Raw genomic sequence first — 13,795 nt, 5'->3', positions numbered from 1 at the left:
TTTAATCTATTTTTTTGTGTATTGAACTTATCTTTATATTAGGTGTATTTTAAGTGATTGATGATTTTTCAGAAAGCGGTTTGCTGGCTAAAGCTATTGATGGATTTGTAGCACGAGAGCCTCAGCGCAATATGGCAATCAAAGTTTCTGAATCGATAAAAAATAACCATTCGCTTGTTGTTGAAGCTGGAACTGGAACAGGCAAAACATTTGCTTATTTAGTACCCGCTTTGCGTAGTGAGAAAAAAACAATTCTTTCAACAGGATCAAAAAATTTACAAGAACAACTTTTCAGTAAAGATCTACCCATTATAAAAAAAGCACTTAATTACACAGGTAAAATATCACTTCTTAAGGGGCGAGCAAATTACCTTTGTCTAGAACGGTTGTATCATCAATATGCAGGTGCAGGCGATCTTGATAAAGACTTACGCGTCGATCTTGTTCGAGTTAAAAATTGGTCAATAAAGACTGAAGATGGTGATATAAGTAAATGTACTACTGTTACCGAAGAAAACCCGATTTGGTCAATGTTAACCAGTACCAACGACAATTGTTTAGGCAGTGATTGCGAACATTACAATGATTGTTATGTTGTCAAAGCTCGTAAACGTGCCTTAAATGCGGATGTAGTGGTGGTAAATCATCATCTATTTTTGGCTGATGTAGTGGTAAAAGATACTGGTTTTGGGGAGCTTATCCCTAAAGCAGATGTTATGATTTTTGATGAAGCGCATCAACTACCCGATCTAGCTTGTCAGTACTTTGGTCAACAGTTAACTAGCCGTCAACTGTTCGAACTGGCTAATGAAATAAATCTAACTTATCGCACAGAAGTAAAAGATATGGTGCAATTACAGCAATGCGCTGATAAACTTCAAAAATGTACGCAAGATTTACGACTATTAATTAGCCAACAATCACCTAAAGGCAACTTACGTTTTTTATTCAATCAAGAAACAGTTAAAAATGAGTTATCTTATCTGGTTGATGCTTTAACTTTTTGTCGTGAAGTTGTGTTATTAGCCGTTGGGCGATCGTCAACATTGGATAACTGTTTTGAAAGAATAAATCAATATATTACTCTTTTAAATCGATTACAAAAGACAAATGTAACGGGTTTTAGTTATTGGTATGAAAGTACTAATCACTATTTTATTTTTGCTTTAACTCCTTTATCGGTGGCAGATAAGTTTACTCAATTAATTACTGAACGTAATGGAAGTTGGATATTTACTTCTGCAACGTTATCTGTTGATAATCGATTAGACTATTTTACTAAACGTCTAGGTTTAGATAACGTAGAATCATTAATACTTGAAAGCCCATTTGATTATGTAAATCAAACTATTATGTGTGTACCACGTTATATTCCCTCACCCAATGAACAAGGTAATGCAAAGACATTAATCGATATTTTATTACCAGTTATAGAAGCGAATAAAGGACGTTGCTTCTTTTTATGCACTTCTTATGCAATGATGAACGCATTAGCCAAACAATTTCGAGAATTAACTTCTTTGCCGGTGTTGGTTCAAGGCGAAACCAGTAAAGTTAAATTGTTGGATCAATTTATCCTAAAAGGCAATGCATTACTGATTGCAACCAGTAGCTTTTGGGAAGGGATTGATGTTAGGGGAGATACCTTATCTTGTGTTATTATAGATAAGTTACCTTTTACGTCACCGGATGATCCTCTAATGAAAGCCCGTATGGAAGATTGTCAAATGCAAGGTGGTGATGCATTTAATGACGTACAACTACCTGAAGCCGTTATTACCCTAAAACAAGGTGTCGGACGTTTGATACGTCATCATAACGACAGAGGTGCAATTATAATTTGCGATAATCGATTAGTGATGCGATCTTATGGTGCAACATTTATTAATAGTTTGCCTCCTTCGCCAAGAACACGCGATGTAAATAAGGTAATAAATTTTTTATTAGCTAAAAGTGAATTACAAAAATAAATTATTTTGGGAAAAAAATGAGTACTATTTTAGCCATTGATACTACAACAGAGGCTTGCTCTGTTGCATTACTCTATTGTAATGAAATCACATACGATTTTAAAATATCTGCTCGAAATCATACTAAGCAGATTTTACCTATGATTGATAACCTTTTAAAACAATCAGATTGTTCACTTTCTCAGGTAGATGCGGTAGCCTTTGGTGCTGGTCCTGGTAGTTTTACTGGGGTTAGAATAGGTATAGGAATAGCACAGGGATTAGCACTTGGTATTGATAAACCTATGATAGGGGTTTCAACTTTGATGACTTTAGCTCAGGGGGTATATCGTACTAAGCAGGTAACGAATGTTATTGCTGCGATAGATGCCAGAATGAATGAAGTCTATTTAGGTCAATATCAATACGATAATGATCATTGGCAAGCAACTATTCCTGAGTGTGTCATTACTCCAGAACATGTTATAGAGAAAGTTAAAGATTTTTGTAATAATTGTTATAGTGCTGGTACTGGATGGCAAACTTATCCAAATATGCTAGAAAATATTCACTCAAGCGATATTGTGTTACCACATGCTCAGGATTTGATAGTCATAGCCGAAAAGAAGTGGCAGCAAAATGAGTGGGTTAGTGTTGAAAATGCTGATCCAACTTATTTACGTAATGAAGTGACATGGCAAAAACTGCCAGGTCGTTAAAAAGAAAAAGCCACCTAATGGTGGCTAAATTATTCTCGAAAATCGAGTTTCGATTATTCTCTGAAAAGTCCTAAATGCTCTTTAGCATAAGCTTCAAAATCTGTACAACCACCAATCGGCTTTTCATCGATAAAGATTTGTGGAACGGTTTCTACTGGTTTGCCAACACTTCTAGATAGATCTTCTTTCGTAATGCCTTCAACATTAATATCTACATAACGGTAAGAAAAGTCATCACGCTCTTTAGACAGTTTTTCGGCTAATTCTTTAGCTCGTACACAATATGGACAACCTTCGCGACCAAAAATTACAGTATACATTTTTCACCTCTGATAAATTATTTTATGAATGTATATACTATACATTACTTTTTAAGAAGAAAAGCAAATATACGTAGTTTCTTTAATAAATTATATCTATTGATGCTATCAATTAACCATCAAGATCATTGTGAAATAAAATAATTTTAATGTATTTATCTATTTTCTCTTAGTAAGTATTGAGTTAATTTATTCTAATATTCAGAAAACCTAAAGTTTTTTACATCTTTTTCTTGATTTTTCATATAAACCATAATGATACAGTCATAAAAGTGAAAGACAATTGTAAACTGGAATAGTTAAAATAAAATTAATGAAATGAGAGGAAAAGAAAGAAAACTAAAATAAATTTTTTAATTGTTGTAAAAAAGTTTCAGGTTAACTATACGTTTCAATATATATAAGATATTTGTTTGGAACTTTATTCATTAACACTGTCATAGAGTTTTGGCAAGATACATTGCAATGCTATCTAAGCATAGAGTGAAAAAACAACTTTATAAATGAAGAAAGATAAAAAGACCTTAAAGAAATCATTTGAACCATTTTGAAAATGAACTGTATTTTTCATTAGCTATTTTATTGCCATTTATGTTTAAAAACCTCTCCAATAACTTTGAGATAAAGTTAAATGACATCACAAAGATATTTTTATTATATTAATTAAAATTTAATCGTTATAATTTACTCTAATGAAAAAAGCTGGATATAGATATGTTAAAGAAATTATTATTGATGGTCATCATTTTTCCCACTACATTGTTTGCTGCCCAAAAAGAGTGTCCGGTCAAGCCAAGTTATAACATCATAGTAACTAGAGAAAATGTGCATATTTTCGATAAAAAAAATGATTTAATGATTAAACCTAACGGTGAAGTTATATTTAATGAAAAAAATCTTATACTCCAACCATCATTAGAAAAACAAACACAAAAATTCCAGGCAAATTTACGACAGCAATTACCAAAATTGGAACAGGAAGCTTTGAGTATTTTAACCGAAGTTAAAATAACATTTGAAAAAGCCATAAAAAATAAATTAGGCAATGATAATGAATTGCATGATGAATTAAGTAAATTATATAAGAGATTAGTTAAATTACTTCACAAATCTATAATGACTGAAAGTGGCAATACTCAATTTTATTACCAAGATTTTAATAATTTAAAAAAAGATGGTGAAGCGATCGGTAAGCGTATTTTTTATAACGTAGTAGGGGGTAGCATCATCAACTTTGATTTTTTCAAAAATTATGGCGCAATAAAACAAATCTCGAAAAATGAATGGAAAGATCAGAAACCTAAACTAAAAGCTTTCGATGCTCATATTTGTTCCGTTATCACTGATATTGATGACCAATATCAGCTAATATTAACTCAACTTAATCAATCAACCTATAAGTGAATAGACATTAATAAAAACTTTTGCGAAAATACTTTTCTATTATCAACCCAGTTGAAGATGCAGAAGTTTATGACAGCCAATATTATTGATGGAAAATTATTAGCCAAGCAAATCAGAGATGATATTGCTAGTAAGGTAAAACAACGAATTGAAAATGGTTTATCTGTTCCAGGACTTGCTGTCGTGCAGGTAGGCTCAGACCCAGCTTCAAAAATTTATGTTAGAAATAAGCAAAAAGCCTGTGATGATGTAGGATTTGCTTCTTTTTCTTATGATTTTCCCACTTCATCAACAGAAGAGTTATTAACTCTTATCGATGAACTTAATCAACGTGCCGATGTACATGGTATTTTAGTCCAGCTCCCTTTACCGGATAATATTGATAAAACTAAAGTCCTTGAGCGTATACATCCTAGTAAAGATGTTGATGGTTTTCATCCATACAATATTGGTCATTTATTACAACGAGATCCGCTGTTACGTCCATGTACTCCTTATGGAGTGATTAAAATGTTAGAGTCAACAGGCATTAATTTATCTGGATTAAATGCCACCGTTGTAGGAGCTTCAAGTATTGTTGGTCGCCCTATGGCCCTAGAGCTTCTATTATTAGGTTGCACTACAACTATAACTCATAGTCGTACCGTAGATTTAGCTAAACATGTTAGTAATGCTGATATTGTTGTTGCCGGAGTTGGTATTGCTAATTATGTTAAAGGTGAATGGATTAAACCAGGTGCAATTGTGATTGATGTTGGTATTAATCGATTACCTGATGGTAAACTAGTAGGGGATGTTGAATTTGAAACCGCAGTTGAGCGCGCCGGTTGGATAAGTCCAGTTCCTGGTGGCGTTGGTCCCATGACTGTAGCAATGCTAATGAGTAATACGCTAGAAGCATGTGAAAAATTTGGCAAGTAAATAGAGAAACATTCTCTTAATTTTGGATATGTAAATTTAAATTAAAAAATGAAAATAATAAGGAACCGTTTATGATTATATTTCACACTACTTTAGGTGATATAAAAATTGAGACTTTTGAAGAAAAAGCGCCACAAACAGTTAAAAATTTTGTTGAATATTGCCAAGAAGGTTTCTACAACAATACAATCTTCCATCGTGTTATTAATAATTTTATGATTCAAGGCGGTGGTTTTGAGCCTGGTATGAAGCAGAAAAAAACCAAAACACCGATCAAAAATGAAGCGGATAATAATTTAAAAAATAATCGTGGAACATTGGCCATGGCTCGTACATCCGATCCTCATTCCGCTACTGCACAATTTTTTATTAATGTTGTTGATAATGATTATTTGAATTATCGTTCATCTGACATTAATGGATATGGTTATTGTGTTTTTGCTCAAGTCGTTGATGGTATGGACGTAGTTGATAAAATTAAAGGAGTAAAAACAGGACGTAGTGGTATGCATTCAGATGTGCCTGTTGAAGATGTAATCATTATGAGTGTAACGGTTGAATAATCCAAATCGTTATTTTATTGCAGATATTCATCTAACTGATAATGAGCCTGTTCAGGGTTATTTTGATATAACCGCAGGCTTTTTATCTTTCTTAGAGAGCTTACCTGATTGCTGTGAACTCTATATTTTGGGTGATTTATTTGATTACTGGATAGGTGATGATGTTAATTCAAAATTACATCAAAAAATTGCCCTTGCGTTGCGATCACTCACGGAACGGCAAATAAGAATCTATTTTGTTCATGGTAACCGTGATTTCTTATTAGGTAAAAAATATGCAAAGTTATGTAATATGACAATTCTACCGGATATTAACTGTTTACCTACTGGAGAGAGTAAAATCCTCTTTTTACATGGTGATTTGCTATGCACAGATGATCCTCAGTACCAAAAATTTCGTAACATCATGCATAAGAAGTGGTTACAAAAAGTTTTTTTGATGCTTCCTCTATTTATTCGTTTAAAGATTGCTAGCAAATTGCGACAAAAGAGTTGTTTACATAATAGAATTAAGTCAGAAAGTATTATGGATGTTAATCAACAAACTGTTGAAAAGATGATGATCAAATATAATGTCAGTACTATGGTACATGGTCATACACATAAGCCAGCAATACATCAATTTTTAGTTAATGGTCAGCCCGTTAGCAGATTAGTTTTAGGTGCTTGGCATCATGGTGTGTCTTATATTAAACAAGATAGTAATTGTGATGCATTACAACTTTATAACCATTCTTTTAAATAATCACACTGTAATATATTGTTAGTGTCTCCATAACTCAGTAACTTTCCTTGTTCTAAAATAACCACATTGTTTGCTATACGCTTAACTTCATTAATGTTATGAGTGACATAAATAATAGGCACTTTTAACTCACTAACTAATGTATCAATATAAATTAATAGCTCTTTTTTTCGTGGCATATCTAATGCTGATAGTGGCTCATCCATTAATAATAATTCAGGATTGGTTAATAATGCTCGACCAATTGCCACGCGCTGTTTTTCACCACCAGATAACATTGCAGGGTAACGTTTTAATAAGTGGTGAATGTTAAGCACATCAATGATTCCGTTAAATCTCTGTCGATCAATATTCTTTGTACCGTAAGTTAGATTCTTTATCACTCTTAAGTGAGGAAAAAGTAAAGCATCTTGAAAAACGGTACCAATATTCCTTTGTTCTGGGGGAATAAAAATATTTTGATTGGTATCAACTAATTTTACATCATTAAGTGAAATTTTACCTTTATCTGGTTTAATCAAACCATTTATTAAGTTAATCAGCGTTGATTTTCCTGCACCAGAAACACCTAAAATGGCTGTAACACCTTGACAAGGAATTGATTGCTCAAATTCAAAGGAAAAAGTAGGCAATTGTTTAACAACATCTATTTTAATCATCATTAATTGCCTAATAATTTCCGTTTATGCCAGCGGTTTAAAACTTCTGATAAAAATAGAGCAACCAATGATAGTGTAATTGAAATGATGCATAGCCTTAAAGTGGCATTTTCTCCATTAGGCATTTGTAATAATGTATACATCGCAAGGGGTAGGGTTCTTGTTTCACCTTGAATATTCGAGACAAAGGTAATAGTAGCGCCAAATTCGCCAAGACAACGCGCAAAACCGAGCACTGTGCCCATTAAAATACCAGGAAATGCCAAAGGTAGTGTGATTGTCATAAATACTCTTAAACGATTTGCACCTAATGTTCGTGCTACATTTTCCAAACGTGTATCAATCGATTCTATCGCTAAACGAATTGAGCGAACCAGTAGTGGAAAGGCCACCGTAGCAGAAGCTAATGCTGCACCTTGCCAGTTAAAACTAAAGCTAATACCCAAATAATGAATTAACCAGCCACCGATTACACCGTTGCGTCCCATCGTCAATAACAATAAATAACCAAGTACTACTGGTGGTAGCACTAAAGGTAGATGTACAATGCTATCGAGTAAGGATTTGCCATAAAATTGACATCTCGCTAGGATCCAAGCGGTCAAAATACCAATGGGCAAACTAAACAAAATTGCTGCTCCAGCTATTTTTAGACTAAGTAGCAATGTTTGCCATTCATATAAGGTCAATATCATATTAATTCGTTACTATTTTGTTACAAATCCATATTTTTCGTAAATCATTTTAGCATATGGAGATTTTAAATATTGATAAAAATCGTTTGCTTCAGGTTTTAATAAAGTAATGGGATACTCAATAGATGCAAATGTTTCGGCAGGAAAGACTCCTACAATTTTTACTTTATTGCTTACTTTTGCATCAGTAGCGTAAACAATACCTAATGCGGCTTCATTACGTTCAACTAGCATTAATGCATCGCGCACATTACTCGCAGGGACAAATTGTGGTGTGAGTTTATCAAATACGCCTAAATGAATTAGTGATTCTTTAGCATAAAGCCCTACTGGTACATGATCGGGATCACCTATTGATAACCTTTCTCCTTTAGGAAGAATCTCATTCCAATTGGTACGCATATCAATTTCAACTTTCTTTAATTTTGATTGCGCAGGTGCAATTAAAACTAACTTATTTTTTATTAAATCCTCTTTATCTTTGACTAGTTTTTTTTCAATAAGATAGCTCATCCATTTTTGATCAGCTGACATAAAGATATCAGCAGGGGCACCTTGTTGAATTTGTTTTGCCAAAACCGAAGATGAGGCAAACGAAAAAACAACATCCACATTTTTATGACTGATTTTATATTCTGAAGCAATATCGAGCATCGCATTCGTTAATGAAGATGCCGCAAATACCGTTACTTTTTCAATAGCCTGTGTAGTAAAAGTTGGTATCAAAGCCGTTATGGCAAACATAAATATAGTGCGCTTTTTCATTCTATTCCTCATTCCTAAAAAGAATTTATCCTATTTGGTTAAAAATGTACGTCATGGTTATGATGCAAATGCCTGTTATTTTTATTATTTAATAAAACTCTTTTTATAAATAACAATAAAAAATATAGTAACATTTCGTTATATAAAATAAAACATATCGATGTAATTGATCGTAGTGATAATCAACAAATGAATTAGAAAAGACCTGATTTTGTATCACTAATGTATTAAAAAGAAAAAATTGTAAATCAGCAAATTGATTTATTGATTTCCTTTATTAAAAAAGAATTGTTTCTCGCAAATTTTGTAGGAAGCGATAAAAGGGTCTACAATACCTAAATTGTTTTTTTATAAAGCTATTTTTAAAGTTTATCAAGGTATATAAATGAACTTATCGCCTGACATATTGTTAACACTAAATTTGAACCAACAGCTTTTTATTGATCCAAGGCGCATTGCTTTACTTAAAGCAATTGATCAAACCGGTTCATTAAGCCAAGCGGCCAAACAAATTGGGCTGAGTTATAAAACGGCTTGGGATGCAATTAGTGAAATTAATAAACTAACAGCCAAACCTTTCTTAATAACAGCAACTGGAGGAAAAAATGGTGGTGGTACTAAATTAAGTGCTTATGCAGTGAGATTTATTCAGCTTTACGATCTTTTAACCCAATTACAGCATAATGCCTTTAACATATTAAATGATGATAATGTACCTCTAGATGATATTTTAAAGGCCACTGCAAAATTATCATTACAAACCAGTGCTCGAAATCAATTATATGGTTATGTTAAACATATTGAAGCGAACCATATTGCTGGGTATGTTGATGTTAAATTAAGCGATAACCAAACAGAATTAAAAGGTTATATCACTCAACAAAGTATTGAAAGATTAAAGTTAAGTATGAATAAAACAGTACTTTTGTTAATCAAGGCCCCTTTAATTGAGTTAAATGATGCTAATGAAAATTGTTTATCAGTTGAAGTCGAAACAATCAAAACTGACGGTGAGTGGACTGAAATTAAATTCTTGTTACCATCAGGTATACAACTTTATGCAAGCAAAGTAACCCATGAAGTTAAGCAGTATGCTTTATATAAAGGGAAACGGCTAACAATATCAATTCATCCTCAACATATTATTGTTGCCACATTAGTTTAGTAAATCGAGGTCATTATGTTAACCATTGAAAATGTTCATTATAAAATTAATGATTACAAAGTTTTTACTATTGAATTGCTTACTATCAGTCCAGGTCAAAGCATTGCTTTTGTTGGTCGTAATGGTAGTGGAAAGTCTGTATTGGCTAAAGCACTTGCCGGTGAGCAAAAAGTATTATCAGGTTCGGTAATTAATCAATTTGAGTCAGTGTCCTATATTTCGTTTGAAAAGTTACAAAAGTTAATTGAGGAGGAATGGCAGCGTAATAACACTGATATGCTTAGTGAAGGTGAAAATGATACTGGATTAACCACTCAACAAATTATTCAAGAGAATAGAAAAGATGAAAAACTCTGTCAACAGCTTGCACAACAGTTCGGAATAAGCCATCTGCTACCACGGCGATTTAAATATCTTTCAACAGGTGAAACACGTAAAACACTAATTTGTCGAATGTTAATGTCAAACCCTCAATTAATAATTTTGGATGAACCCTTTGATGGATTAGATACCTTATCGCGGGAAAATTTAGCAGAAAAACTTAGTGAATTAGCCGAACAAGGCATTTCAATGGTATTGGTATTAAATAGATTTAATGAAATTCCTTCTTTTGTTGAAAATATAGGGCTTCTTGTTGATTGTCAACTATTGAAATTTGGTCCTAAAGCATCCATATTAGATGATGAAATCGTTAAGCAGCTAGCAGATTTAGAAAACCTGCCCAATCTACCGTTACCTGAAGCAGACGAGCCACCAATTCAGTTAGCCGATCAATTAGAGCGAGTAAACTTTAATAATGTTTATGTTCAATACGATGAAAAAGTTATCATTAATGGATTAACTTGGCAGGTAAAAGCTAATGAGAATTGGCAAATTATCGGTCCGAATGGTGCAGGTAAATCGACAATTTTGAGCTTAATAACAGGTGATCATCCACAAGGTTATTGTAATGATCTCACCTTATTTGGTTGCAAACGTGGTTCAGGCGAAACCATTTGGGATATTAAACGACATATTGGTTATGTAAGCGGCAGTTTGCATCTTGATTATCGTGTAAGTACAAATGTTAAAGCCGTGTTAATTTCTGGATATTTTGATTCAATTGGGATGTATCAGGTTGCTACTGACAAGCAGTCGAAATTAGCTGATGAATGGCTTAATTTACTTCAACTTAATGATTATGCTGATAAGCCTTTTCAATCATTATCATGGGGACAACAAAGATTAATATTAATAGCTAGAGCATTAGTTAAACATCCAACATTACTTATTTTAGATGAACCTTTACAAGGATTAGATCACCTTAATCGAGAATTAGTAAAATGTTGGGTAGATCGCTTAATAAAAGAAGGGCACACACAGCTGTTATTTGTTTCCCATCATGTGGAAGATGCTCCAAAATGCATCACTCATCGATTAACATTTGTGCCTAATTTTGATCATAGCTATCAATATAAATTTGAAACACTGAATTAGTTATTAGTTTTTAACTATTAAAATAGATTTAAAAATAGAAAAAAACTTAAAAAAAAAAGTGTTTTCATTATGGATTTTTTGCGTAATATCAGAAAAAAGTTTATAGCTATTACACTTAGAGAGTTATCCCCGTTGCCTGTGGATAACTCTGTGAGTAGTTTATTGAAAAAAGCTCAGAACCCAATAGCTATCAGGTTTTAAGTTGATTTGGTTACATGTTAGTCATGATTCATGTTTTTTTTATTTATCAATAAGTTAACTTAAATCAAGCTGTTATTTTTAAACGAATCTGATAAGCGTTTTGGTTAACTGAACAAAAAATATAAGATTTTAAAAGGTCAAGCCTTTTTGGGGATAATTTTTATTAATAGGTAAAATATTAGGTTACGATGTAATGAAAAAATTCAAATTGTGTTCCGAATTTAAACCAGCTGGTGATCAACCAGAAGCAATAAAAAGGATTAATCAAAACCTTGATGATGGAATTGCACATCAAACATTATTGGGTGTAACTGGATCGGGTAAAACGTTCACTATGGCAAACGTTATTGCCCATCACAATCGGCCTACAATTATTCTTGCGCCGAATAAAACATTGGCAGCTCAATTATACGGTGAAATGAAGGCTTTTTTTCCTGAAAACGCTGTTGAATATTTTGTTTCTTATTATGACTATTATCAGCCTGAATCATATGTACCAACAACCGATACATTTATCGAAAAAGATGCATCGATAAATGAACATATTGAGCAAATGCGTTTATCAGCAACCAAATCATTGCTTGAGCGTCGTGATGTTGTGATTGTTGCCTCAGTGTCTGCTATTTATGGATTAGGTGCACCTGAGACCTATATGTCCATGATATTGCATTTAACTAAAGGTACAATAACCGATCAACGAGCAATTCTAACCCGCCTTGCAGAACTGCAATATACTCGCAATGAAATTGGGTTTAGTAGAGGTACGTTCCGGGTTCGTGGTGATGTTATCGATATTTTCCCTGCAGACTCTGATGAACTTGCTGTGCGCGTTGAGTTATTTGATGATGAAGTTGATCGTATTGTGATGTTCGATCCTCTAACTGGTAGTGCAGTGAGTGAAGTATCACGTATCACCATTTATCCAAAAACTCACTATGTTACACCAAGAAATATTATGGATAATGCGATAGCACAAATTAAGCAGGAGCTAAAAGAGCGTCAAAAGGTACTTCTCGATAACAAACGCCTTTTAGAAGAGCAACGTTTAACGCAACGTACACTCTTTGATATTGAAATGATGACAGAACTGGGATATTGCTCGGGGATCGAAAATTATTCGCGTTTTCTATCACAGCGTAATCCAGGTGATCCACCTGCAACATTATTTGATTATTTACCAGCAGATGGGCTACTGTTTATTGATGAATCGCATGTAGCAATTCCACAGCTAGGTGCCATGTACAATGGTGATCGATCACGTAAACTGAATCTGGTTGAATATGGATTTCGTTTGCCATCTGCGTTAGACAATAGACCTTTGAAGTTTTCAGAATTTGAAAATATTATGCCACAAACGATATACGTATCGGCTACACCTGCAAAATATGAAATTGAAAAATCGGGGGGAGAAATCATTGAGCAAGTAGTTAGACCAACAGGTTTATTGGATCCCATTATTGAAGTTAGACCAGTTGCAACACAAGTGGACGATCTCTTGTCGGAAATTAAACTCCGTATTAATAATGATGAGAGAGTGTTGGTTACGACATTAACTAAACGAATGTCAGAAAACTTAACGGATTATTTGTCCGAACATAATGTGAATGTTAAATATTTACACTCAGACATTAATACCGTTGAACGAATGGAAATAATTCGAGACTTAAGGCTAGGTAAAGTTGATGTTTTAGTTGGCATTAATTTATTGCGTGAAGGACTAGATATACCGGAGGTTTCGCTTGTGGCTATTTTAGATGCCGATCGTGAAGGCTTTTTGCGCTCGGAAAGTTCATTAATTCAAACCGTTGGCCGTGCGGCACGTAATGTGAATGGTAAAGCGATTTTATATGCGGATAAAATTACACCAGCAATGCAGAAAACGATTGACGAAACCGCTCGTCGACGTAAAAAGCAGCAGAATTTTAATATAAATCATGGTATAACACCAAAATCAGTACGTAAAGAAATTAAAGATATATTGGATGCAGGATTGAGCACTAAAAAAGCGACAGCTAAAATACAGGCTTTTGAGCCAAGTAAACCATATAATTATGTGTCTGTCAAAGAAGTACAAGCAAGAGTTAAAGAACTCGAAGCAATGATGTACGAAGCAGCACAAAATCTCGAGTTTGAAAAAGCTGGCGTATTACGTGACGAAATTAAAAAACTGCGTGCGGATTTTATTAAAGTATCCTAACCATCCATTGAACAAG

The 13,795-nt window shown here is 33.5% G+C and carries 13 protein-coding genes; 9 read left to right on the top strand and 4 right to left on the bottom strand.

Annotated features, from left to right (window positions below):
• Positions 1–53: 53 nt before the first annotated feature.
• Together J3U13_RS05010 and tsaB are read left to right on the top strand one after the other, a co-directional pair.
• On the top strand, positions 54–1,970 hold the full coding sequence (locus J3U13_RS05010; RefSeq protein ID WP_267340554.1) for an ATP-dependent DNA helicase: 1,917 nt from the start codon (positions 54–56) through the stop codon (positions 1,968–1,970).
• A 17-nt stretch (positions 1,971–1,987) separates the two neighbouring features.
• Positions 1,988–2,668 (top strand): tRNA (adenosine(37)-N6)-threonylcarbamoyltransferase complex dimerization subunit type 1 TsaB, encoded by a 681-nt coding sequence (gene tsaB / locus J3U13_RS05005; protein ID WP_267340552.1) that lies wholly within the window; start codon positions 1,988–1,990, stop codon positions 2,666–2,668.
• Positions 2,669–2,721: 53 nt separating this feature from the next.
• Here tsaB and J3U13_RS05000 read toward each other — a convergent pair whose 3' ends face one another.
• Positions 2,722–2,988, bottom strand: coding sequence for a GrxA family glutaredoxin (locus J3U13_RS05000; protein WP_267340551.1), 267 nt, complete (start codon positions 2,986–2,988; stop codon positions 2,722–2,724).
• 714 nt (positions 2,989–3,702) lie between these two features.
• Between J3U13_RS05000 and J3U13_RS04995 the strand changes: the two genes are divergently transcribed.
• From J3U13_RS04995 to J3U13_RS04980, 4 genes are all read left to right on the top strand, one after another.
• On the top strand, positions 3,703–4,392 hold the full coding sequence (locus J3U13_RS04995; protein WP_267340550.1) for a DUF2884 family protein: 690 nt from the start codon (positions 3,703–3,705) through the stop codon (positions 4,390–4,392).
• Positions 4,393–4,461: 69 nt separating this feature from the next.
• A complete protein-coding gene (folD, locus tag J3U13_RS04990; protein WP_267340548.1) occupies positions 4,462–5,313 on the top strand; it encodes a bifunctional methylenetetrahydrofolate dehydrogenase/methenyltetrahydrofolate cyclohydrolase FolD in 852 nt (283 codons plus the stop codon).
• Between the two features lie 71 nt (positions 5,314–5,384).
• Positions 5,385–5,876 (top strand): peptidylprolyl isomerase B, encoded by a 492-nt coding sequence (gene ppiB / locus J3U13_RS04985; RefSeq protein WP_267340546.1) that lies wholly within the window; start codon positions 5,385–5,387, stop codon positions 5,874–5,876.
• Complete coding sequence (locus J3U13_RS04980; RefSeq protein WP_267340544.1) at positions 5,869–6,621, top strand: UDP-2,3-diacylglucosamine diphosphatase; 753 nt, start codon at positions 5,869–5,871, stop codon at positions 6,619–6,621. The genes ppiB and J3U13_RS04980 overlap by 8 nt, the downstream gene beginning before the upstream one ends.
• Here the strand turns inward: J3U13_RS04980 and modC are convergent.
• From modC to modA, 3 genes are read right to left on the bottom strand one after another with little or no spacing between them, the layout of a single operon-like run.
• Positions 6,600–7,283: a molybdenum ABC transporter ATP-binding protein gene (gene modC / locus J3U13_RS04975; protein WP_267340542.1), complete on the bottom strand. Its 684-nt coding sequence runs from the start codon at positions 7,281–7,283 to the stop codon at positions 6,600–6,602. The two genes, J3U13_RS04980 and modC, sit on opposite strands and share 22 nt — an antisense overlap.
• Complete coding sequence (modB, locus tag J3U13_RS04970) at positions 7,283–7,975, bottom strand: molybdate ABC transporter permease subunit (protein WP_267340540.1); 693 nt, start codon at positions 7,973–7,975, stop codon at positions 7,283–7,285. Before modB ends, modC begins: the two co-directional genes overlap by 1 nt.
• A 12-nt stretch (positions 7,976–7,987) precedes the next feature.
• Positions 7,988–8,752, bottom strand: a complete 765-nt coding sequence (gene modA / locus J3U13_RS04965) for a molybdate ABC transporter substrate-binding protein (protein ID WP_416380305.1) — start codon at positions 8,750–8,752, stop codon at positions 7,988–7,990.
• A 373-nt stretch (positions 8,753–9,125) separates the two neighbouring features.
• Here modA and J3U13_RS04960 point away from each other — a divergent pair, with 373 nt between their 5' ends.
• From J3U13_RS04960 to uvrB, 3 genes are all read left to right on the top strand, one after another.
• Entirely contained in the window at positions 9,126–9,905 is a 780-nt protein-coding gene (locus tag J3U13_RS04960) for a TOBE domain-containing protein (RefSeq protein ID WP_267340538.1), read from the top strand.
• Between the two features lie 15 nt (positions 9,906–9,920).
• Entirely contained in the window at positions 9,921–11,381 is a 1,461-nt protein-coding gene (gene modF, locus J3U13_RS04955; protein ID WP_267340537.1) for a molybdate ABC transporter ATP-binding protein ModF, read from the top strand.
• Positions 11,382–11,775: 394 nt separating this feature from the next.
• Positions 11,776–13,779, top strand: coding sequence for an excinuclease ABC subunit UvrB (uvrB, locus tag J3U13_RS04950; RefSeq protein WP_267340535.1), 2,004 nt, complete (start codon positions 11,776–11,778; stop codon positions 13,777–13,779).
• Positions 13,780–13,795: the final 16 nt, after the last annotated feature.

The sequence above is a fragment of the Gilliamella sp. B2887 genome, assembly GCF_026537015.1.
Classification (GTDB): domain Bacteria; phylum Pseudomonadota; class Gammaproteobacteria; order Enterobacterales; family Orbaceae; genus Gilliamella.
This window is presented reverse-complemented; position numbering and strand designations above follow the sequence as displayed.

Bases quoted from the DNA above. Each gene is read 5' to 3' on its own strand.
- folD (WP_267340548.1), top strand. From the start codon at position 4,462: ATGACAGCCAATATTATTGATGGAAAATTATTAGCCAAGCAAATCAGA.
- modA (WP_416380305.1), bottom strand. From the start codon at position 8,752: ATGAGGAATAGAATGAAAAAGCGCACTATATTTATGTTTGCCATAACG.
- ppiB (WP_267340546.1), top strand. From the start codon at position 5,385: ATGATTATATTTCACACTACTTTAGGTGATATAAAAATTGAGACTTTT.
- modB (WP_267340540.1), bottom strand. From the start codon at position 7,975: ATGATATTGACCTTATATGAATGGCAAACATTGCTACTTAGTCTAAAA.
- J3U13_RS05000 (WP_267340551.1), bottom strand. From the start codon at position 2,988: ATGTATACTGTAATTTTTGGTCGCGAAGGTTGTCCATATTGTGTACGA.
- tsaB (WP_267340552.1), top strand. From the start codon at position 1,988: ATGAGTACTATTTTAGCCATTGATACTACAACAGAGGCTTGCTCTGTT.
- modC (WP_267340542.1), bottom strand. From the start codon at position 7,283: ATGATGATTAAAATAGATGTTGTTAAACAATTGCCTACTTTTTCCTTT.
- J3U13_RS04995 (WP_267340550.1), top strand. From the start codon at position 3,703: ATGTTAAAGAAATTATTATTGATGGTCATCATTTTTCCCACTACATTG.
- uvrB (WP_267340535.1), top strand. From the start codon at position 11,776: ATGAAAAAATTCAAATTGTGTTCCGAATTTAAACCAGCTGGTGATCAA.
- modF (WP_267340537.1), top strand. From the start codon at position 9,921: ATGTTAACCATTGAAAATGTTCATTATAAAATTAATGATTACAAAGTT.
- J3U13_RS04960 (WP_267340538.1), top strand. From the start codon at position 9,126: ATGAACTTATCGCCTGACATATTGTTAACACTAAATTTGAACCAACAG.